The organism is Gammaproteobacteria bacterium, assembly GCA_009845905.1.
GTDB lineage: Bacteria > Pseudomonadota > Gammaproteobacteria > Steroidobacterales > Foliamicaceae > Foliamicus.
In genome coordinates this window covers 475150-496080 of sequence record VXYS01000004.1, presented here as the reverse complement: position 1 = coordinate 496080, position 20931 = coordinate 475150, and the positions used below count along the sequence as shown (strand labels likewise).

Genomic DNA, 20931 nt, shown 5'->3' with positions numbered 1-20931 from the left:
CGTTAACAAGCCCTAGTTGTTGAGGGTGATGAAGCCGCCGTCGATGGGGAAATTGGTGCCGGTGATGAAGGAGGCATCGTCGGAGCAAAGATAGGCTATCAGCACGGCGACCTCCTCGGGGGTGCCCATGCGCCCGATCGGCTGGCTCTTTTCCAGTTGCGCGAAGATTTCGTCGCGGTTGTCCGGATAGTTTTCGTCCAGGAAATTGTCCACGAACGGCGTGTGGACCCGCGCGGGGGCGACGCAGTTGCAGCGGATACCGTGGTCGATGTAGTCCCTGGCCACGGAGTAGGTCATGGTCAGCACTGCGCCCTTGGTCATGGAGTAGGCGAAACGGTCGGCGATGCCCACGCAGGAGGCGATCGACGCCAGGTTCACGATGACGCCGCTGCGGCGTGCCTTCATCGCGGGAACGATCGCGGCCAGGCAGTTGTAGATGCCTTTCACGTTGATGCTGTAGAGCCGGTCGAGGTCCTCCTCGCTGGTGTTTTCCAGGTTCCCGACGTGCGCGATCCCGGCGTTGTTGATCAGGATATCGATTTGTGAATCGTCGAGAATGGCCGCTATCACGTCCGCCACCTCGTTGTGATCCGCAACATCGCACTTGTGAGCAGCGGCACTGCCGCCGGCCCCGGCAATTTCATCCACGGTCTGCCTGGCGGCGTCAGGGTCAATATCCAGCACCAGGACGTGCGCGCCGTCAGTGGCCAGCCGGGCCGAGACGCACCTGCCGATTCCGCTGCCGCCGCCGGTCACGACCGCAGTCCGGTTTTCCAGTTTCCTCGTCATATCAGCGATCCTCCATGCTGTGTCATGGCTCCTGTCCGTCCGTATGCGCTCCGGAAACGGGCGCGTCCGCGCGTAGCAATCCCCGTTCGACCAGTGCGGACCAGAAATCGTCGGGAATCCTCGTGTTGAACAGCTCCAGCGTCTGCTCGATCCGTTCCGGCTTGCCGATGCCGGGAATCACCGAGACGACCGCAGGATGGGCCAACGGGAACTGCAGCGCGGCCGCCGCCATCGGGATCCCGAACTCCTCGCAGGTGTCCTCGATCTTCGCGACCTTCTCCACCACACGGGCCGAGGCTGCTTCGTAGTTGTAGTACAAGGGCCCCCGGCCGCGAACGCCCGTTGCAAGAATCCCCGAGTTATAGGCACCGCCGATGACGATCGAGCAATTGCGCTCAAGACACATGGGCAGAAACGTGTTCAGCGCCTCCTGCTCGAGCAGCGTGTAACGGCCGGCCAGCAGAAAACAGTCCCAGTCGCCGTGGTCCAGTGCGGCTTCGCATACCTCGTATTCATTTACCCCCAGGCCGATTGCCGTGACGGCGCCGGCGCCGCGCAACTCGTCCATGGCTCGGTACCCGCCGTCCATTGCGATCGGAAACAGCTCGTCGTTTCTCGCGCCGTGGGTCACTGCGCCAATGTCGTGCATGTAGAGAATGTCGATGCGGTCCAGACCCAAACGCTGCACGCTGTCCTCGTATGACCGCATTATCCCGTCGTAGCTGTAGTCGTAGAAGATATCGAACGGCATGGGCGACATGAAGGCATGGCGTTCCTCGGCGTAACCCGACGGTTTCAGCAGCCGCCCCACCTTGCTGGAAAGCACATACTCCCGGCCCCGGAACCTGCGCAAGGCGTCACCCACCCTGCGCTCGCTCAGCCCCTGCCCGTAGTGCGGGGCCGTGTCGTAGTAGCGAAATCCACGCGACCAGGCGGAGTCGAGAATCTGCCTGGCGTCAGCATCCGAAACCGGGTGATAGAGATTGCCGAGCGAGGCGCAGCCGAAGCCCAGCGTATCCACGGCAAGGCTCGAGCCGCCCACGCGCCGCTTCTCGAACGTAGCCATCACCCACCTGTGCGCCCAACGCGTGCACGCCACTGGGAGCCGCCGGGATACTCGTAGTCCGCGACGGATTGTTCGCGCATTCTTACGCTGAAGCCGGGCGCGGTGGGCGCCAGATAAGCGCCCTTTCGGACCACGCAGGGGTCCTCGAAGTGCTCGTGGAGATGATCTGCAAACTCGATGACTCGTTCGCCGATTTCTCCGGAAATCATGACGTAGTCGATCATCGATAGGTGCTGCACATACTCGCACAGGCCAACACCGCCCGCGTGAGGGCACACGGGCTTGCCGAACTTTGCGGCGAGCAGAAATACGGTAAGTATTTCGTTGAGCCCGGCCAGGCGGCATGCGTCGATCTGGACCACGTCGATTGCGTCGCTGGCGATGAACTGTTTGAAGAGGATGCGGTTGGCGCAATGCTCGCCCGTGGCTACCCTGATTTCTCCGATGCCCTCCTTGATCTTCCTGTGGCCCATGATGTCGTCGGGACTGGTCGGTTCCTCGATGAACCATGGTTTGTAGGGAGCCAGACGCCGCATCCACTCAATCGCTTCATTCACTTCCCAGGCCTGGTTGGCGTCCACCATGAGGATGACGTCGTAACCAACAGTTTCCCGGATGTTCCTCAAGCGGCGAATATCGTCGTCAACATTTGCTCCGACTTTCAGCTTGATATGGCGGAATCCCTTCTGTACGGCTTCCCTGCATAACCTCCGGATTTTCTCGTCGTCGTAGCCCAGCCAACCGGCCGACATCGTGTAGGCGGGGTAGCCGTGTTCCTCGAGATGGCGGATTCGCCGGTCTCGCGTTGCGATGTTCCTTTTGACGATCGCCAGGGCCTCGTCGCGTGTCAGCACGTCCTCGACGTATCGCAGGTCCGCGCAGTTCACGAACTCTTCCGGGTCCATTTCCGACAGCAGGCGCCACACCGGCTTGCCCTCGGCGCGGCTCCACATGTCCCACACGGCGTTCACGATTGCGCCGGCGGCCATGTGAACAATGCCTTTCTCCGGTCCGAGCCAGCGGATCTGGCTGTCGGAACGAAGTTCGTTGTAGTATCCGCCGATATCGGTCCGGATATCGTCGAGGTCCTTTCCGATGACCAGGTGGCTCATCGCCTCGACGGTCTTGCAGCAGATATCGTTGCCTCGGCCGATGGTGAAGATCAGGCCGAAGCCCCGATCGCCCTTTTCTGTCTCCAGCGTGATGTACGCAGCGGAGTAGTCCGGATCCTTGTTTGTTGCGTCCGATCCGTCCAGGTGATCGGACGTGGGGAAACGCACGTCGCGAGTGGACAAGCGGACAATTCTGTTGGTCATGTTCAGTCCTTTACCAAGTGCCTGTATATGAAACTATGCGAGAAATGACGATAAATCAACGGGCAGGCCGATCGAAGTCCGGCTGCGTGCTGCCGGGGCTATACTGAAGTTCATGAATACATCAATCCGACACGAGGTCTGTGCGCTTGCCGCCTGGGTGTTGGTCGCGACGGGGTGCGCCGGTTCGGACGATGCGGACAAGGCCGAAGCTCGCGCCGCTGCGGACGACCGGCGCGCGGCGGTGGTTTCCGAGTTTGAAAGCGCACTTGACGAGGCCCGTTATCTCCGCGACGATATTGCCGCCTTGCGCGAGGATATGCGGTCCGTGCGCGACGCTGCGAACGAGGAAGTCAGGCGTGCTTCCCGGGACGCTTCCGTTCTGCGCGACGAAATCTCCGCTATTCGGCTTGAAATGCAGCAGTTGAGCGAGGACGCCGCTTCCGAGGCGGAACGCAGCGCCGAGGAAGCCAGGACGCTGCGCGACGAGATAGCGGCGCTTCGCGACGAGCTGACTTCCGCCCGCGAGGCCGCCGAAGAAGCGGAGGGCAATTCGGGAGACTTCTCCGTTGCGCTGAGCGAAGCGGAAGAATATCCCGACCCCGTCGTTTACGACGACGAAATCGGCGCCGGGACTTATTCGCCACAAAGGCAGGCTGTGAATCCGACCACGGTGATCTATGCGCCTACCTACCGCCGGCGGCCTCTCGCGGCGCCGCCCCGCGGCTACGCCCGCGATGCACGCCGCCTGAGTCGTTCCCGCGATGCGCGGCGGCAGCCCTCCACCGTGACCGGCACGAAGCCGGTCGCGCGAACGAAGCCGGCTGTGCGAACCAGGCCGGCCGTACCCAGAACGGCCGATAATTCCCGCACCCGGACGGTTGCGCCGAAAACGCGGAGAGTCGCGGATACGAGGCGACAGGCGCCGAACACGCGACCCGCCGCACCGGCAGCACGACGCGCTGCACCAACCTCTCGCCCCGCTAGGGTGGCTGCACGACCGACAGCGCCAACTTCACGACCGACTGCGCCAGCTTCACGGCCGACTATGCCAACTTCGCGGCCGTCTGCCCCTGCGCCACGACCCGCCGCGCCCGCTCCAAGGCCGGCGCCGCGGCCCGCGCCGGTTCAGCAAACGAAGATCCACGTCCCGAAACCGGAAAGATAAGGCGACGCCTTCGCCCGTTCGACTTACCGCACGGTCGCGGGACGTAGTGTTAGAGTACGCGCGTCCGAATTTTTGCCCGGAAACCGGGGGTTGTTTCCTATCCATCGCAAGAAATTCGCGGATCTTCCATGAATCCCGTATTCGTAACCGGCGCGGCCGGACACGTGGGCGCCAATCTTGTGCGCCGCCTGCTCGACGACGGCGTTCGCATCCGTGTGCTGCTGAGGCACGAGGACAACAACGAGGGCCTGGAAGGCCTCGATGTTGAACGCGCTTACGGCGATATCCGGGACCTGAACGCCACCCGGCGCGCGATCGAGGGTTGCCAGGGCGTCTATCACGTCGCCGCGAAAGTCTCCACCATCGACGGCACTCGCGCGCATCGCCGCGAGTTGTATGAGTGCAACGTGCTGGGCACCCGCAACGTGCTGCAGGCGGCGCGGGAGTACGAAGCCGGGCGGGTAGTGGTCACGGGCTCGTTCAGCGCGGTTGGCTACGATCTCGACGATCCGTCCGCTCCAAGCGACGAGACCATGCAGTTCTACCCCATGGAGCGCACGATGCCGTACGAGCGCAGCAAGATGCTCGTCGAGCACGAGTGCTGGCGCGCGGCGTCGGCAGGGCAGGACGTCGTTGTCGCAACCTGCTGTGCGGTCGTGGGCGGCGCGGACTTTTTCCCGTCGCGCCTGGGCCGGACCCTGTGCGACTTCACCGACGGCAAGCTCCATGCCTACGTGGACGGCGGGTTCGAGTTCGTGGCGGCGCGCGACATCGTCGAAGGTCACCTGCTGTGCATGCGCAACGGACGCCCGGGCGAGAAGTACATCTTCAGCAGCGAATACAAGACCATCTCCGGCATGCTTGATCTCTACGAGGAGGTTACGGGCATCCCGCGTCCGCGCCGGCGGATTCCGGCCAACCTGATGTATGTCTTCTCGGAGGCGGCGAGCTTCTACCTGAGCCGCGTGCACCCCGACTTTCCCCAGCGTTTCACGCCCGGCGCCATCCGCCTTCTGAAAAAGCGCCGTCACGCCAATCTCGGCAAGGCGAAAAGCGAACTCGGCTACCGGCCGACCCGCATCCGCGACGCCGTGCATGAGGCGTACGCGTTTCACTATCACGAGCGCAAGGCGATCACCAATCCGCAGGCCAAACGCCCGCGCGCGAACGGTGCGGTACACGAGGAAAACGCCGTGCCGGACCGGAGTACGCAGGTAACTGCCGATGGGGGCGCATCATGAACACGGTGACGGCAGGACCGCCGGGCTTCGAGGAGGCCGTCAACCTGCGCCAGAAGGTGCGCGCGGCGGGCATGGACCCGGACTACTGGTACGCGGTCGAGGAAGTGCGCAAAATCAAGCCCGGGAGCGTGGTCGAGGTGATTTTCTGGAAGCGTTCGATCGCGCTGTTCCGGGCCGAGGACGGTTCGTTTCACGCCATGGACAACCGCTGCGCCCATCGCCAGCTCAAGCTGTCGCTGGGCCAGGTGGAAGGCTGCCGGCTGGTGTGCGCCTACCACGGCTGGAAATACGACCCGGACGGACGGCTTGCCGAGACCGCGCACGAGATGCTTGGGGGAAGCATGCCGAATGTCGCGCTCAGGACCTATCCGGTAAAGGTCCGCTACGGCCTGATCTGGCTGTTCCCAGGGAACCCGGAACGGGCTCAATCGCGCCGGATTCCCGATATTCCCGAGCTGGAGGGCAAGGGCCGCTGGGCCTGCGTGCCGCTGAGTTTCACCTGGTCGGCGCACCACTCGATGGTGATCGACAACGTCAGCGATTTCACTCACGCCTGGCTGCACCGCCGCTATCGCCCCTTCGACGGCGCCGTGCTCACGCGCTGCGAGACGGTCGGCGACGACGTGCACGTGGCCTACGACACCAGCGTCGGCCGCGGGCGTTTTTCCGGAATGTTCGTCGATCGCGAGCGGATCGATACCAATTCGATGAAGCTCTGCTATCAGTATCCCTACCAGTGGTCGAACACCGACGACGCGATAAAGCACTGGTGTTTCGTGCTGCCCGTCGACGAACGCACCAGCCGGGCCTTCTTCCTGTTCTACTTCAAGTCCCTGAAGGTTCCGTTGCTGCCGATCCGCTTCCCCAGGCTTGCAATGACCACGGTCCTCAAGATCTCCAACCGTGTGCTCATCGGTCCGCTGCTTTCCCAGGACGGATTTGCGCTCGAAGCCGAACAGGAGGGTTACGAGCGGCACTTCAACGCCCGCCCCCTGGAGTTCAACCCGGCGGTGCGGGCTTTCCAGAACGTGACCGTGCGCAAGTGGCAGGAGTACCTGGCCAGGGAGAACGGCACGGCGATGCCCGCGCCCGGGATGACGACCGCGGACGGCGGCGCCGATGCCTGAGCTGCCGGCGACTGCGTTTGCGCTTTCGGGCGCGCTGCTGCTCCAGGCGGCGGTAATGATCGCCGTCTTTATCGGCGCACTGTTTCTGGGATCGATACTCGTGCCGGGTCGCCGGATCAGGGGGCCGGATCTCGGCGGCAAGTCAATCACCTACAAGATCAACGGTCTGGCGCTTTTGCTGCTCACCGTCCTTGCGGCAGGCATCGCCCAGGTCTCCGGCGCGTTCTCACTGTCGTTGCTGTATACGCACTTTTTCGCGCTCTTCGTGGCGGCGAACGTGTTCGCATTCGCGTTTTCCGGCTGGCTGTACTGGCGAAGCGCGCGGAAGCCTGCCGAATCGCCGGGGTTCTGGCGGGGTTTCTTCTTCGGTGCGGAACTCAATCCTGCCCTGCTCGGGGTGGACCTCAAGATGTTCAGCTACCGCCCCTCGCTCATCGGGCTGGCGTTGTTCAATACGTCGTTCGCCGTAGTGCAATACGAAACCTACGGCTATCTGACGCTGGCGATGGCCCTCTACCAGGTCCTGACGTGGGTGTACGTGCTCAATTACTTCCAGTTCGAAAGGGGCATGGTCCACACCTGGGACATCATCAGCGAGCGCTTCGGATGGATGCTGGTGTGGGGCGACTACGTGTTTGTGCCCTTCTTCTACTGCATCGTCGGCTGGTGGCTGGTTGACGCATCCGGTCCGCCGCTGGGCCCCCTCGCCGCAGCCGGCATCGTGCTGCTGTATGCCTTCGGCTTCTGGGTGTTCCGGGGCGCCAACGCGCAGAAGCATCGCTTCAAGCGCAACCCTGCAATCAGAATCTGGGGCCGGCCCGCCGAGTCCCTCGACGGGCGCCTGCTGGTGTCCGGGTTCTGGGGAATCGGGCGGCATCTCAACTACAGCGGCGAGATCTGTATGTACCTCGCGTTTGCGCTCACCACCGGTTTTGCATCCTGGGCGCCGTATGTGTTGCCGGCCTGGCTTGCGGGGCTGCTGTGGCATCGCTCGCGCCGCGATGAGCGGCGCTGCCGCGCCAAGTACGGCGAACTGTGGGGGCGCTACAGGGAGCGAGTGCCGTATTCGATGGTCCCGTTCGTGTATTGAGGACAGACGTGCCGAACCATACCGACAGTGCAGCCACCCTGCGTTCGGCGCGGCCCGCGGCGCCGCCGGGCAAGCCGATTCCCGAACTCTCCGGCGGTTGGCCGTTGCTCGGTCATCTGCCCGAGTTCCAGAGGGACCCGGTGGCGATGCTCGATCGCGGCTGGCGTGAGCACGGCGAACTGGTCCGTTTCCGGCTGGGGACCCGCGAATTCGTGCTGTTCACCGGGCCGGAAGCCCACGACTGCTACTTCCGCGCGCCCGAGGACCAGCTTGACGCCCGTGCCGTCTATCAGTTCACGGTGCCTATCTTCGGGCGCGGCGTGGCCTACGACGTGGCCCCCGAGATCATGGCGGAGCAGTTGGGGTTCCTGTATCCGGCGCTGCGCGATGCGTCCATGCGCAGGTACGCGCAAATCATGTATGAGGAGGCCGCCCGGTTTGCCGACGCGCTCGGAGAGGAAGGAACGCTGGACCTGCCGGCGGCGATGAACCGGCTTACCGTGAACATCGCCAGCCGCTGCCTGCTGGGTCAGGAGGTACGGGATCAGGTGGATTCGGGATTCGCCCAGGCGTACCACGACCTCGAGGAGGGCATAAACCTGATCGGCTTCTTCCTGCCCAGGCTGCCGATCCCGGCGCATCGGCGTCGCGACCGCGCGCGCCGCAGGATAGCCGGGATTCTTGTCCGAATCATGGAGGGCCGGCGGGGTTCGGGCGCCGCGCCGGAAGATTTCATGCAGGCGCTGATGCAGTCCCGCTACAAGGACGGCCGGACCCTGAGCGACGACGAGGTGACCGGGATACTGCTGACGGTCCTGTTCGCCGGCCAGCACACCAGCGCGGTGCTCGCAAGCTGGATGGGTCTTGAGATGTTCCGCGATCCCGCCTGCGTGGCGCGGATTCGCGCCGAGATGCGCGAGATTTACGGTGAGGCGGGGGCCATGAGCCTCGACGGACTGAAGCGGCAGGTGGCGCTGGAATACACGGTGCGCGAATGCGAGCGGCTGCACCCGCCGCTGATACTGCTGATCCGCAAGGTGCTCCGGCCTCTGCAGTATGCGGGCCACACGGTGCCCGCCGGCGCCCTGGCCGTCGTGTCTCCGGCGGTCTCGCACCGTTTGCCGGGCCTGTTCGCCGATCCCGAGCGATTCGATCCCGAACGGTTCGCTCCGCCGCGCAGCGAGAACAAGCAGCACCTCTACACGCTGATCGGCTTCGGCGGGGGCAAGCACCGTTGCATGGGGGAGAAATTCGCCATGCTGCAACTGAAGGCGATCTGGGCGGTGCTGCTGGACCGCTTCGATTTTGATCCCGTTGCGGATTTTCCCGCGCCGAATTACGGCAGTTGGGTGACGGGCCCCACGGTACCGTGCCGGGTCCGCTATCGCCGCCGCTCGCAAGCGAGCGTATTCAGTTGAGCGCCGCCTCCCCGCGTTACGACGTAATCATCGTAGGCGCGGGGCCTGTCGGCAGCTATTGCGCGCTCGCTCACGCGCGCAAGGGCGCGCGCGTGGCGTTGCTTGAGGCGAACCCCAGGGCGGCCACGCGGCTGGCCGGCGAGTGGTTGCATCCGCTGGCCGTGCGCATGTTGCGCGATGCCGGCATCCGCCTCGATCCACCGCTGCGCAGCACCGAGGGTCAGGGCTTCGTGGTGTTTCCGGAGGACGGTTCGGAACCGATCGTGCTCCCGTACCCCGGCGGGGGGCGGGGTATAGCCTGCGACCATGAGGTCCTCGTGGCGCGTCTGCATGAAGCCGTCCGCAATGAGCCGGGCATCGACTTTCTTGTCAATGCGCGGGTAAGGCAGGTCGAAGACGACGGCGTGGTCTTCACCCGCGGCGGCTCCAGCGAACACCTCGCCGCCGACAGGATTGTCGGCGCCGACGGCCGGTCTTCCGCCGTGCGGCGGTCGCTGGGCCTGCCGATGCGGCGCAAGGCCTGCTCGCGGATGGTGGGCGTGACCCTTGAAGGCGTGAGTCTGCAGCCGGCCGGTTACGGATACGTGATGCTCGGCGGCCCGGGTCCGATTCTCGGATATCCGCTGGGCGAGCATTGCGTCAGGATCGTTGTCGATGTGCCGCTTGAGCAATGGACCTCGCGCGACAGGACCGGCCTGCTGGCCGAGTCTTACGCTCGGGTCCTGCCGGAAGCATTGCGACCCGCTTATCTCTCGGCGCTGAAGTCGGGCAAATTCCACGCGGCGGCCAATGAACTCAGGCCGCGCGTCTCGTACGGCACGTCGAGGCGGGTGCTGATCGGCGATGCGGCCGGGCACTATCATCCGATGACGGCGGTGGGCATGACGCTCGGTTTCGGCGACGCCGCCGCGCTGGCGGAAGGCGGGAGCTTCAGGAATTTCGCCGTCCGGCGATTCAGGGCGACCCGCGCCCCGGAGCTGCTCGCCATGGGGCTGTACGAGGTCTTTGCCGATCATCGACTCGAAGCGGCAGCGCTCCGGCGCGCGATCTACCGCAACTGGCGGGCGCATGGCGTCGTTCGCGACCGGACCATGCGGCTGCTCGCCTGCGAGGAAACCTCGATGACCCACCTTGTGCTCGCAACGCTAGCTACGGTGATCCGGGCCGTTGCGGGCGTGGTTCGTTCATCATTCAGACAGTTGGCCTGGCGGCGGGCACGCTACATCGTTTTCCCGCTCGTTGCCCGCGCCCGCTGGTTCTTGCGTGGCATTCGCAAGCTGAAGGAGGCCAGGGACGGAGGCGGCGGCAAGGACCGGGAGGCCCGCAGGGCGTTGTCGCGCGCGCTTCTCGCTTCCATGTCCTCGAACGACGGCCGAGCCGGCGCCCCGCGGACGGGCGAATCCGCGTCGCCCGACGCGGAGCCTGCATTGCGCAGGGCAGCGGCGCGCCTTCTGGACCTTCAGGGCGAGGACGGCGCCTGGGAAGGCGAGATGGTCTGGTGCCCCATGCTCACGGCGCAATACGTGCTGCTGCAGCACATTCTCGGTGAGCCGATAGACTCCGGCCGGCGGCGGCGCATCCTGCGCTCGTTCGAATGCACCCGCCTGGCGGACGGCGCGTGGGGATTGCACGAGCACTCGCCGCCCCACCTGTTCGTGACCGTGCTGGTTTATGTCGCGTCGAGACTGCTCGGCGTGGAGCCTGACGACCCGCTTGTCGCACCGGCCGGCCGTTTCCTCGCCGAAGAGGACGTGCTTGCGGTCCCGAGCTGGGGGAAATTCTGGCTGGCGCTGCTCAATCTGTATGACTGGCGCGGGGTGAACGCAATTCTTCCGGAACTGTGGAAGCTGCCGCGCGGGTTGCCGTTGCATCCGTCGAACTGGTACTGCCATACGCGGCTCATTTACATGGCGATGGCGTCCATCTACGCGCATCGGTTCCAGGCGCCGGTCACGCCCGTGATCGAATCCCTGCGCGAAGAATTGTTCGGAAAAGAGTTTGACCGCCTTGATTTTTCTTCCGCCCGCAACCGCCTGCGCGACGCCGACCTGTTTGTGCGACCGAGCGTGTGGTTGCGAGCCGGATACGCGTTGGCGCGCCTGTATGAACGAATCCACAGCAAGCGCCTGCGCCGCCGCTGCCTTGAGAAGCTGGTCCGCCAGATCCAGTGGGAGTTGCAGACCACGAGTCACAGCAGCATCTCGCCGGTCAGCGGTTTTCTGAACATTCTGGCCTTGTGGCTGCACGATCGGGACGATGCCGACTGCCGTACGGCGCTCGCCGGGCTCGATGGGTGGTTCTGGGAAGACGAGGAGCTCGGCGCGCGGGTCACCGGAGCCAGAAGCAGCACCTGGGACACCGCCTTTTCCGTGCAGGCGCTCGCGGACGCGCCCGGGTCCGATGAAATTAACGACGCTGTCCGCAAGGGCGCCGGCTTCCTGCGCTCACAACAGATCCGCACCAGCTTCGACGGGTATCGCGAGGCCTTTCGCGCCGACCCGAAGGGAGGCTGGTGTTTTCCCGGCGGCTGGCATGGCTGGCCGGTGAGCGACTGCACCGCCGAAGCCGTGCTCGGGATACTCGCCGCAGGAGGTGATGACGCGGACAAGGCGGCGCTGAATGAGGCGGTCCGGTTCATGTTGCGAAGCCAGAACCGCGATGGCGGCTTCGGCAGCTATGAAGCACGACGCTCGCGGATCGGTCTCGAGTGGCTGAACCCCGCCGAGATGTTCGGCGAATCGATGACCGAAAATTCCTACGTCGAGTGCACGGGGTCCTGTCTGGAGGCGCTGGCCGCCTGCGGGCGCCGGTTCCCGCAGGCACTTGATCCGCCGGCGGCGCGGGCCATCGCAAGGGGCGCCGCCTGGCTGCGCAAGACCCAGGAGCGCGATGGCTCATGGCGTGGCGTGTGGGGCGTTCAGTACATCTACGGGACCCTGTTCGGCATCAGGGGCCTGGTTGCCGCCGGGGCGGGACCGAGCGATCCGGCGCTGCGCCTGGCCTGCCGCTGGCTGCTCGACCGGCAGCGCGATGACGGCGGATGGGGCGAACACCACAGCGGTTGCCTGACGGGCCGCTATGTTGCGCACGAGGAAAGCCAGGTCATCCAGACCGCCTGGGCCCTGCTAGCGCTGCTGGAGGCAGATGAGTCCAACTGGACCGCGATTGCGCGCGGCGCACGTTTTCTGCTCAACGCCCAGGAAGCGGATGGCGGCTGGCCGAAACAGGACATGGCCGGCGTCTTCTTCCGCACGGCGCTGCTGGACTACGTCCTGTACCGACAGTATTTCCCGCTGCGCGCGCTCGGCCTGTACGAGCAACGCCGCCGGACCCGACTCGAACTGACCGCCGCTTCGAAGGAGAAGGAGCCGGACGCGGTTCGGATCAGGCCGCGCGCCGCGTGAGGTCAGTCTCCCCCGGACAGGGGTTTGCGGGCCAGGAAAAAGTACATCGGCGTAAAGATGCCGGTCCGGCCGCCTTCAACGAGCGTGTCCGCGCCCCAGTTCAGGAACGTGCTGACCTCCCGCGCGCCTTGCGGAGCGAGTCGCAACGGCTCCGCAATTCGCAGGATCAGATTGGTCAGGGCGCGGCCCAAGGGCGTGCGCGGGATGCTCGCCAGAGTGAAGTCCCGGCCCTGCAAAGCCCGGTACCAGGGCGTTTCCGGATCCGAATCGGGCGCAAGGTCCCGGGCTTCGAGCAGCTCGAACCCGGCCGCGCGCACGGCTTCGCACACTTCTGTCGTGCCGGCGATGTCGGGTAGCGCCGACCCCGTCATGATTCCTTCCTTGATCCGCAGATGTTCCGTGTTCGAAGGATCGAAAACGTCGGTGACACACCACTCGTAGCACGCGAAACCGGCCCCGGGACGCAAAAGACGGAAGATCTCGCCGTACGCGGCGGTCTTGTCCGGCGCGTGGGGCATCGCTTCGATGCTTATGGCGCCATCGTAGTGGTCGTCGCTCCGGGGAATCTTCATGTAGTCGCTCTTGATGAAACGGCACAGCGCCTCAACGTCCCGGGTGTGCACTTTCGCGCGCTCGATCTGGTAGGCGTTGTTGTTGACGCCGACAAAACTCGCGCCGCTAAAGCGGGCCAGATTGCCCATGGGTCCGCCCACACCGCATCCCGCGTCGAGAATCTGCATTCCCGGTTTCAGCGAGAGCTTGTCGGCCAGGAAATGCTGGTGCCGGATCTGTGATGCCTTGAAGTTCTCGCCCCGTCGCCGCGGAGCGAAGTGGAAGCTCTTGCCCCAACCCCACTCGTAGAAATCGGTCACGAGGTCGTAGTAGTTGTTGACGAGCTGCCGGTAATGCTCCTTCTTGCGCTCAACGCCGGCATCGTGGAGCCCGACGTAGTCATCGACCACCGACTTCACTTCCCCCTGGGTCAGATTCCCAAGGGAACGTTTGGCTACTTTCGCATCCATCCCCCGCGCCTCCCGATATGCCGGCAGGTAACGAGCGGGATTGTATCGTGTGCGACCCGTTTCGTCGCAACGCGGCAAGTTAGAATGCGCTCGCCGCCACAGTGGATAGTGTGAGGGGGGCACATGTCCGACAGCCGCGCCAGCCTGCCGCCATCCGAACAGGGCCGGGGAAGCAAGGGGCTGACGGTGCCGGTGGCGCTGGTCGTTGTTCTGGTCGTCGCAGGCGGCACACTCCTCGGCATCCTGGTGCGCTGGCGGACCAGCGGGGAGGTGAATTTTCTTCACTCTCTGTTCTGCCTGTTCTTTTCGGTCAATCTCCTGATCTGCTACTGGGAGATCTGCCTGTTTTTCCTGCGCGACAGGATCGGATCGCGCGCCGAATACTGGCGCGAAATGCAGCACAGGACGGGACGCTCGCCAGCGCACGGTTTCTTCGCCGCAAGGATCAGGCTGACACTGGTCCTGTCGCCGGCCGTCTGGGCCGATGCCTGGGCAGCCTACTGTTATTACGACGACTCGTATGCCGACCGCCGCACCTTCGGCTTCAACGTGGACATCGCCAACGGTTTCGTCACGCTTGTTCCGACACTGGTGCTGTATGCGGCATTCACGGTCGGTTACCCTTCCGCTCTGGTGGCCGGGATCATCGGGCTGATGCTGTCCTGGCAATGGGTCTATATGACCTCGACTTACCTGGTCAGCTTTTTCGTGGCGAGACGGCACAAGCTGCTGAGCCGGCGCGACATGTACATCTACATCGTGGCGATCAATTCCTTCTGGATCCTGTGCGCGCTGCTTGGTGTGTACGTCTCCGCAGCTCTCATCGTCAACGGCGACTACCGCGTGCTGGGTTTGTAATATGACGATGTGCCGGCGGCACGCGATGAAGGAATCCGGATGACCACAAAACGCATTGCCGAAATTCAGCAGCAGATCTTCGAGCTTACGGGGGAACTCGGGACGCTTCTGAAACAGAGCCGTGGCGCCGAGGTGCCCGACTACCGCTTCGCCGACGGGTCGGGCGAGGTGAGTCTGCTTGAACTGTTCGCCGGCAGGGACACGCTGCTGGCGATCCACAACATGGGCCAGGGGTGTCGCTACTGCACCGTCTGGGCCGACGGTTTCAACGGCTTTCTCCCGCACCTGGAAAACGCCATGTCCGTCGTTCTGCTGTCCAAGGATCCGCCGGAACTGCAGCGGCGGTTCGCCAACGAGCGCGGCTGGCGCTTCAGGCTCGCCTCGCACGGCGGCGGCGCCTATATTCGAGAGCAGTCGGTCGTGGACGGCCAGGACAACTACCCCGGTGCGGTCGTCTACAAGCGCGAAGGGGACAAGGTTCTCCGCTTCAACGCCTGCGTCTTCGGACCCGGCGACCTCTACTGCTCGCTCTGGAGCCTCCTCGCCCTGGCCGGCATGAACGCGCAGGACTGGACCCCTCAATATTCCTACTGGAAGCGCCCGGAAGTCCTCGACGACGGCGGACAAAACGTTTACTAAACGCGCGCGTTCGTTACTTTGGCGCTCGCTTGTCCAAATGCAAGCGATTTGCTAGCATATTGCAGTTATTTTGGAGTTCTGCAATGGGCACACTAACGATTCGCAACCTGGACGATGGAGTGATTGAGAAGTTGAAGGCGCAGGCAAAGGCCAATCACCGCTCCCTCGAAGGGGAAATCCGCCATACGTTGACGCAACGCGCGGACCCCCTCGGGCGCATAGAGGAGTTACGTGCCCGCATACGTGATCTCCAGTCACTCACCATCGAGCGCAATCAAACAGACAGTGTCAAGCTGCTGCGCGAGGATCGCAATCGCTGAGGGTTTTCGTTGGTAACGGCCGACAATCGCTTGGTGGCCAGGGCAGATGAGAGTCAATCAGGCCTTGAGGTACGCAACATTGGCGCCCCCGCCACGGCACGCTGGATCAAGGACGCGATTGCTGCGCCCGGCTAGCTGGCCGGAAGCCGGCTCTACGGGTTCAACTGCTTTCCGGTCGTGTAACCGCCATCCACGTAAATGTTCTGGCCCGTGATGTAGCTTGCCGCGTCCGAGCAAAGGAAGGCAACGGTGTCGGCAATTTCATCCGGAGTCCCGGCGCGCTTCATCGGATGCGCCTTCAGCGACGCCTCCAGCTGCTTTTCCTTGCCTGGCGCGTTCAGATGCGAGGACATCGGGGTGGTCACCAGCCCCGGGCAAACGCAATTCGCCCGAATGTTGTCGCTTGCGTAATCGATGGCGATGCACCGGGTCAATTGCGCCACTCCCGCCTTGCTCGCCGCATAGGCGCTCATTCTTTCGGGCGCCAGACGTCCATACACGCTGCCGATGGTGACTATCGTCCCGCCCCCGTGTTTCTGCATGTGAGGAATGACTGCGCGAGCCACAAGGAAGGCCGAAGTCAGGTTGACCCGCAGGACGTTGGACCAGCTTTGCGAATCCAGTTCCGTCACGGTGCCGTACTGACCGATGCCGGCGCAGTGAACGAGCGCGTCCAGCCCTCCTGAGGGGACGTCGAAGCCCTGCACAGCCTTTTGCGTCACTTCCTCGTTGCTTACGTCCGCCTGCTCGAAGCGGTCGAAGACCGATGGATCCGGACTTGCATTGAGGTCCATGCCCAGCACAGCGTATCCCTCCCGCTTGAATCTCCGCGCGCAGGCAAGGCCTATTCCCGACGCAGCTCCGGTAATCAGTACGCGCTTTCGCTTACTCATAGGCCGCACATGTAAGGCCGCTTCAGACGCCGTAGAAGCGGGCGGCGGTGCCGCCCAGCACCTGCGCCCGGTCCGCTTCGTCCAGGCTGTTCAGAAAGCGCTCGGCAATCGCAAACCAGCCGGGGTAGGCGCCGGCGCGCAGAAGCACCGGCCAGTCGCTGCCCCACATCAGGCGTTCCGGTCCGAACGTGGCGAGCAGGTGCTCCATGTAGGGGAGCAGGTCGTCGTAGCCCTGATCCGGGCTCGCTTCGGTCAGGAGGCCGGAGAGCTTGCAGTACGCATCGGTGCTCTCGGCAATTTCGGACATCCGGTCCGCCCACGGCTGCCAAAGGCCCTCGGTAATGACCGGCTTGGCGCCATGGTCGATGACGGTTTTGAGGTCAGGATGGCGCTTGAGGAATTCGAGCAGGTAGGACAGGTGCTGGGGCCGGACCAGTGCGTCGAAGCACAGATCGGCATCGATCACCGCCTCGGTCGCCGCCGCTAGGTCCGGGCGCGTGATCCACGCTTCGTCCTCGATGTTGTGGATCATCGGCCGGATTCCGACCAGCTTCGGGTTTTGCGCGAGATCGGTCAGCACCGTTGCCGCGTCGGCGCTTTCCATGTCGATCCAGCCCACGACGCCGGCTACCAGGTCGGTCCGCCCGGCCAGTTCCAGCAGGAAGCGCGTTTCCGCGACGGTGGGCGCGGCCTGGACCAGGATGGTCCTGTCGACGCCCGCCGCTTGCAGAAGCGGGGCGAGGTCGTCGGGCCCGAAATCACGGTATAGGGGCTTGAGCGCCGGGGTCAGCCAGCCGTAGTCATTGCGCTCGACTTTCCAGAAGTGCTGGTGGGCGTCGATTCGTAGTGGCGAGGAGTTCATATCAGGGGTGCTCAGAGGGTTCCGGCGCGATTTTCGCATGCCGGAGCCCCGCGTGCGAACGCCGTATAGACTTGGAAAGCGATGAAAATCTCGACCGTCAGGCAGCTGTTCGGCAACCGGAACTTCGCCCTGTTTTCGGTGGGCAACGTGCTGTCTCTGACGGGAAACTGGATTCAGCTGGTGGCGGTGTCCTGGCTGATCTGGGAACTCACCAATTCCACGGTCTGGCTGGGTATCGTGGCGGCGTCCCAGTTCGTGCCGATTTTCCTGGTCGGTCCGTTGGGGGGCGTGCTGGCCGACCGCCTGGATCGGCGCCGGCTCATCCTTTTCAGCAACGGGGGCGGCCTGTTCTGCGCGCTTGCCCTTTTCGCCATCTACAGCACCGGACATCTCAACGTTGTCATCATCTGCATTATCCGGGCGCTGCAGGCGGCGTTTCAGTCGCTCGGACAACCGGCGCGGCTGGCCGTGGTCCCACGGCTCGTGCCGTCGGCGCAGCAGACAGCGGCCATCGCGATAGGCAACATCAGTCTGCACACGGCCCGATTGCTCGGTCCCATCCTTTCCGGGGTGGTCGTTGCGGTCAGCGGGATCGGCCTGGCGATGCTGGTGAACGCGCTGAGCTTTGTGGTCTTTATTTCCTGCATTGCGGCGATTCGACTGCCGGAGCTGGCGCGCAAAGCCCCGCGTTCACCGGACCGGAGGACCGGGGCCTTCGGCGAGGCGATCGAAGGGATGGCCTGTCTCGGCCGCAACAAGGCCATTCTGATGACGGTCGTCCTTGCTGCCGTGATGGTCCTGTTCGCCCGCCCGATCATGTTCATGCTGCCCGCTTACGTGGATATGGTGTTTGCCGAGGGGATGGCGGGCCTGTCGATCCTGATCTCGATGAGCGCCGCGGGCAGCATTGCGGGTGGCCTGTCCATGGCGCGGACGCGCCATTCAAGCGGTCTCATGAAGGTCGTGTTGCTGAGCAGCCTCGCCATTGCCGCGGCCGCTACCGCCTTCGCGCTGGTGCGCGAATACTGGGTGGCGGGCGCCTTCCTGGTCGCGCTCGGTTTCATGAACGTGGTCTTCAGCGTGTCTTCGCAATCGCTCGTGCAGCACGCGGTTGACGAGGACACCCGCGGAAGGGTGATGAGCTCCTGGTTCATGCTGAACCGGGGCGGGCCGGCCCTGGGCACGTTTTTCTTCGGCATCCTGGCCGATCTGATCGGTCTGTCGTGGCCGATCATCCTGGGCTCGGGCGTCGTTCTGATCACGGTGCTGCTGTGCCTGCTCTACCGCAGGCGGGTCCTGGAGAAGGCGAACATCCGACCGGCGACATAAGCGCCCCGGTAGTTCCTTCGTTCCGCCGCGGGCTGCTAGGATGCCGCAAACGGAGAGCTTCGCCATGACAACCCGACACGACATTCCCGTACCTACGATGGTGCGCAAGGACGGCACCTATCCGACCGTTGACCTGCGCCGCGACAAGGTGTCCATCAATATCGTGCAGACGCGCACTCGGCCGGTTGACCCGGACGATCCGGAACCGCTGATCCGGGACAACCTCGATTACACGCTCAACGCGATCGACAAGGCGCAGGGCAAGGGCCGGGCCGACCTCGTGTGTTTTCACGAGTTCCCCCTTCAGGGAGGAGGCAGGAAGAACCGCGAGCAGTACCTGAGGGTGGCGCGTTATACGGAATGCAGGGAAATCGAGGAGATTGCGCTGAAGGCGAAGCAATACGACTGCTACATCGCTTTCGGCTGCCTGATCAAGGACGAGGACTGGCCGGGCCACGTGATGAACATGCAGATCCTGGTGGGGCCGGATAGCAATATCGTGGCCAGGCACTGGAAGCAGCGCGCCAAGCGCGGAACGTTCCGGCACAGCGAGCAGATCACGACCTGCATCTACGACGTTTTCGACCGTTTCGTCGAGATGTACGGCTGGGACGCGGTGATTCCCGTAGCCCGGACCGACATCGGCAACATCGCGATGTCGCCGGTCCAGTACGAACCCGAACTGTTCCGGGCGCAGGCGCTGAAAGGCGCGGAAATCCTGGTGCGGCCCGCCACCGGCGGGTTCCGCTGGGAGGACACGCAGATGTGCTCCTACCATCACGACGTCTTCACGGTGGTCGTGAACAATTCACTGAATATCGGCTACGAGAACAAAGAGTTTTTCGTCGAGAACGCGCCGCGCAACGATTGGGTGGGGCGGTCTTCGATATTCGGGCCGAAGGGCGAGGTGCTTGCCCAGGCCGGCCCCTTCGAGACCCGCCGCCGCGCCGTGATCGACATGGCGGCCTATCGCGAGCGCCATCGGATTCCCGATTTTCACATCAGCATGTACCGGCACGTCTTCGACCAGTATGAAGAGCGCTATCAGCCCAATCTCTGGACCGGGTATCAGCCGGACAACGCACGCGAAGCCGCGGATTATCTGCACCCGCGGGCGGCCTGGCAAAATTTCTGGTACGACTACTGAGGATTCGCTGCCGGCTTATTCGCTGGCCTGATCCTGGCGGGGGAAAGTCGTAGGCACAACCGGGTGGACCCAGTTCTTCGGGTCGGCCCGGCGGGCCGGCGACGGAATCGAGAAGTGCCGGTAGCGCCCTTCGTGCTCCAGTTTCTCGACGTCGATTTCCCAGCCCTGCTTCACTTTATCGAACAGCACCTTCCGGAACGCCGTTTCGAGCTGATCGGACTCGACCAGCAGCTGGTGCGCCATGGAGCGCGGCACGAATTTCGGCTCGACCGAAGCGACTGCCTCATAGTCCTCGCGGAAGGCCAGCCGGATGCCGTCGAGGCGGGCCTCGTCGTGCTCCTCTTCCATCAGGTAGTTGCGCGCCTGGTGCATGAAGATCCGCGTGTTGTACGAATCGACGGGCGTGCGCGCGGAGACCGTGACCTGCCGGATATTGCCCTCGCGGGTGATGTCGATACGGTGCGAAATACCCGCCAGGTAGGAGTCGGTGGAGGCCACCGTATTGCCCCGTTTTCTGGAAACCAGCCTGGCGATATCCTCGCTCACCTGCGTGTGCTTGGGCGGGACGCGTTCGCGAGTGGCGTTATGGCCCCCGAAGTCGTTTTCGACCAGCGGGACGATCTGCACTTTCGGCGCGCTGCGCCGCCCGAAACGCGAATGCACAAATGCGGGATGCGCGCTGTCGAGCGAGTTCTCGTGCCCGCGGGCCCAGTTCACATCGGCGTCAAACTCGATCGAAACCACTCGCCAGTTTTCCTTGTCGTGGTACTCGGGGAAAACGGTCGTCGGGATCGCCGGGCGCTTTTCCTCTTCCAGGTCGCCCAGGAAAACCCAGACCCAGTCGAAATGCTCTTCGACGGGATACGAGTCCACCCGTGCGCGCCTGGGGATGTTGGTGTCTTCCCCCAGGGCGGGAATCTCGACGCACTGGCCCTGCGCATTGAATTTCCAGCCGTGGTAGCCGCAGGCGATACGTCCGGCGCCGTCCAGTTCACCCCGGCCTATCGAACCGCCGCGATGGCAGCAGGTGTTGGTCAGACAGACGGCCTGGTTTTCGGGAGTGCGGAAGAGTACGAAATTCTGGCCTAACATACGCACGATCAATGGCTTTTCCGCATTCACTTCATGGCTCTTGGCAGCCACGTACCAGTTGTTCATCAACATGCTCGTCCCCTGTTTGTCCGGCAGGCAACCATTCGGTTCGACGGTCGGGCGTGGATTTGACCGTTCATTTTAGCTTTCGCC

Annotated in this window: 17 protein-coding genes; 10 read left to right on the top strand and 7 right to left on the bottom strand. The window is 63.9% G+C overall.

Annotation, left to right across the window (positions count from 1 at the left end; genetic code table 11):
• Nucleotides 1-12: 12 nt before the first annotated feature.
• From F4036_03750 to F4036_03740, 3 genes are read right to left on the bottom strand one after another with little or no spacing between them, the layout of a single operon-like run.
• On the bottom strand, nt 13-789 hold the full coding sequence (locus F4036_03750; GenBank protein MYK36856.1) for an SDR family oxidoreductase: 777 nt from the start codon (nt 787-789) through the stop codon (nt 13-15).
• Between the two features lie 22 nt (nt 790-811).
• Nucleotides 812-1855 (bottom strand): aldo/keto reductase, encoded by a 1044-nt coding sequence (locus tag F4036_03745; protein MYK36855.1) that lies wholly within the window; start codon nt 1853-1855, stop codon nt 812-814.
• Entirely contained in the window at nt 1855-3171 is a 1317-nt protein-coding gene (locus F4036_03740) for a fuconate dehydratase (GenBank protein ID MYK36854.1), read from the bottom strand. The genes F4036_03745 and F4036_03740 overlap by 1 nt, the downstream gene beginning before the upstream one ends.
• Before the next feature lie 1293 nt (nt 3172-4464).
• On the opposite strand from F4036_03740, the gene F4036_03735 reads away from it, so the two are divergent.
• Genes F4036_03735 through F4036_03715 form a run of 5 tightly spaced genes read left to right on the top strand, consistent with a single transcriptional unit; the run spans nt 4465 to nt 12616 of the window.
• A complete protein-coding gene (locus F4036_03735) occupies nt 4465-5577 on the top strand; it encodes an NAD-dependent epimerase/dehydratase family protein (GenBank protein MYK36853.1) in 1113 nt (370 codons plus the stop codon).
• The gene (locus F4036_03730) at nt 5574-6704 is read left to right on the top strand and encodes an aromatic ring-hydroxylating dioxygenase subunit alpha (GenBank protein MYK36852.1); all 1131 of its coding nucleotides are present in this window, start codon (nt 5574-5576) and stop codon (nt 6702-6704) included. Before F4036_03735 ends, F4036_03730 begins: the two co-directional genes overlap by 4 nt.
• A complete protein-coding gene (locus F4036_03725) occupies nt 6697-7794 on the top strand; it encodes a DUF1295 domain-containing protein (GenBank protein MYK36851.1) in 1098 nt (365 codons plus the stop codon). Before F4036_03730 ends, F4036_03725 begins: the two co-directional genes overlap by 8 nt.
• Nucleotides 7716-9212 carry a cytochrome P450 gene (locus tag F4036_03720; protein MYK36850.1) on the top strand — a complete coding sequence of 499 codons (1497 nt, stop codon included), beginning with the start codon at nt 7716-7718 and terminating at the stop codon, nt 9210-9212. Before F4036_03725 ends, F4036_03720 begins: the two co-directional genes overlap by 79 nt.
• Nucleotides 9140-12616, top strand: coding sequence for an FAD-dependent oxidoreductase (locus tag F4036_03715; protein ID MYK36849.1), 3477 nt, complete (start codon nt 9140-9142; stop codon nt 12614-12616). Before F4036_03720 ends, F4036_03715 begins: the two co-directional genes overlap by 73 nt.
• Nucleotides 12617-12618: 2 nt before the next feature.
• On the opposite strand, the gene F4036_03710 is transcribed toward F4036_03715, so the two are convergent.
• Nucleotides 12619-13638, bottom strand: coding sequence for a methyltransferase domain-containing protein (locus tag F4036_03710; GenBank protein MYK36848.1), 1020 nt, complete (start codon nt 13636-13638; stop codon nt 12619-12621).
• 123 nt (nt 13639-13761) lie between these two features.
• Here F4036_03710 and F4036_03705 point away from each other — a divergent pair, with 123 nt between their 5' ends.
• The 3 genes from F4036_03705 (at nt 13762) to F4036_03695 (ending at nt 15455) form a co-directional block, all read left to right on the top strand.
• Nucleotides 13762-14496, top strand: coding sequence for a hypothetical protein (locus F4036_03705; GenBank protein ID MYK36847.1), 735 nt, complete (start codon nt 13762-13764; stop codon nt 14494-14496).
• A 39-nt stretch (nt 14497-14535) separates the two neighbouring features.
• Nucleotides 14536-15135, top strand: coding sequence for a DUF899 domain-containing protein (locus F4036_03700; GenBank protein MYK36846.1), 600 nt, complete (start codon nt 14536-14538; stop codon nt 15133-15135).
• 83 nt (nt 15136-15218) lie between these two features.
• Entirely contained in the window at nt 15219-15455 is a 237-nt protein-coding gene (locus F4036_03695) for a hypothetical protein (protein MYK36845.1), read from the top strand.
• Between the two features lie 152 nt (nt 15456-15607).
• On the opposite strand, the gene F4036_03690 is transcribed toward F4036_03695, so the two are convergent.
• Nucleotides 15608-16348, bottom strand: a complete 741-nt coding sequence (locus F4036_03690; protein ID MYK36844.1) for an SDR family oxidoreductase — start codon at nt 16346-16348, stop codon at nt 15608-15610.
• A 22-nt stretch (nt 16349-16370) separates the two neighbouring features.
• The gene (locus F4036_03685) at nt 16371-17210 is read right to left on the bottom strand and encodes an amidohydrolase family protein (protein MYK36843.1); all 840 of its coding nucleotides are present in this window, start codon (nt 17208-17210) and stop codon (nt 16371-16373) included.
• Between the two features lie 81 nt (nt 17211-17291).
• On the opposite strand from F4036_03685, the gene F4036_03680 reads away from it, so the two are divergent.
• Both F4036_03680 and F4036_03675 read left to right on the top strand, forming a co-directional pair.
• Nucleotides 17292-18539 (top strand): MFS transporter, encoded by a 1248-nt coding sequence (locus tag F4036_03680; protein ID MYK36842.1) that lies wholly within the window; start codon nt 17292-17294, stop codon nt 18537-18539.
• A 40-nt stretch (nt 18540-18579) separates the two neighbouring features.
• A complete protein-coding gene (locus F4036_03675; protein ID MYK36841.1) occupies nt 18580-19686 on the top strand; it encodes a hypothetical protein in 1107 nt (368 codons plus the stop codon).
• Nucleotides 19687-19701: 15 nt separating this feature from the next.
• Here the strand turns inward: F4036_03675 and F4036_03670 are convergent, their stop codons facing one another.
• Nucleotides 19702-20850, bottom strand: coding sequence for a Rieske 2Fe-2S domain-containing protein (locus F4036_03670; GenBank protein MYK36840.1), 1149 nt, complete (start codon nt 20848-20850; stop codon nt 19702-19704).
• Between the last annotated feature and the right edge of the window lie 81 nt (nt 20851-20931).

Coding starts and splice junctions, on each gene's coding strand:
- F4036_03750 (MYK36856.1), bottom strand. CDS start 789: ATGACGAGGAAACTGGAAAACCGGACTGCGGTCGTGACCGGCGGCGGC.
- F4036_03745 (MYK36855.1), bottom strand. CDS start 1,855: ATGGCTACGTTCGAGAAGCGGCGCGTGGGCGGCTCGAGCCTTGCCGTG.
- F4036_03740 (MYK36854.1), bottom strand. CDS start 3,171: ATGACCAACAGAATTGTCCGCTTGTCCACTCGCGACGTGCGTTTCCCC.
- F4036_03735 (MYK36853.1), top strand. CDS start 4,465: ATGAATCCCGTATTCGTAACCGGCGCGGCCGGACACGTGGGCGCCAAT.
- F4036_03730 (MYK36852.1), top strand. CDS start 5,574: ATGAACACGGTGACGGCAGGACCGCCGGGCTTCGAGGAGGCCGTCAAC.
- F4036_03725 (MYK36851.1), top strand. CDS start 6,697: ATGCCTGAGCTGCCGGCGACTGCGTTTGCGCTTTCGGGCGCGCTGCTG.
- F4036_03710 (MYK36848.1), bottom strand. CDS start 13,638: ATGGATGCGAAAGTAGCCAAACGTTCCCTTGGGAATCTGACCCAGGGG.
- F4036_03705 (MYK36847.1), top strand. CDS start 13,762: ATGTCCGACAGCCGCGCCAGCCTGCCGCCATCCGAACAGGGCCGGGGA.
- F4036_03700 (MYK36846.1), top strand. CDS start 14,536: ATGACCACAAAACGCATTGCCGAAATTCAGCAGCAGATCTTCGAGCTT.
- F4036_03695 (MYK36845.1), top strand. CDS start 15,219: ATGGGCACACTAACGATTCGCAACCTGGACGATGGAGTGATTGAGAAG.
- F4036_03690 (MYK36844.1), bottom strand. CDS start 16,348: ATGAGTAAGCGAAAGCGCGTACTGATTACCGGAGCTGCGTCGGGAATA.
- F4036_03685 (MYK36843.1), bottom strand. CDS start 17,210: ATGAACTCCTCGCCACTACGAATCGACGCCCACCAGCACTTCTGGAAA.
- F4036_03680 (MYK36842.1), top strand. CDS start 17,292: ATGAAAATCTCGACCGTCAGGCAGCTGTTCGGCAACCGGAACTTCGCC.
- F4036_03675 (MYK36841.1), top strand. CDS start 18,580: ATGCCGCAAACGGAGAGCTTCGCCATGACAACCCGACACGACATTCCC.
- F4036_03670 (MYK36840.1), bottom strand. CDS start 20,850: ATGTTGATGAACAACTGGTACGTGGCTGCCAAGAGCCATGAAGTGAAT.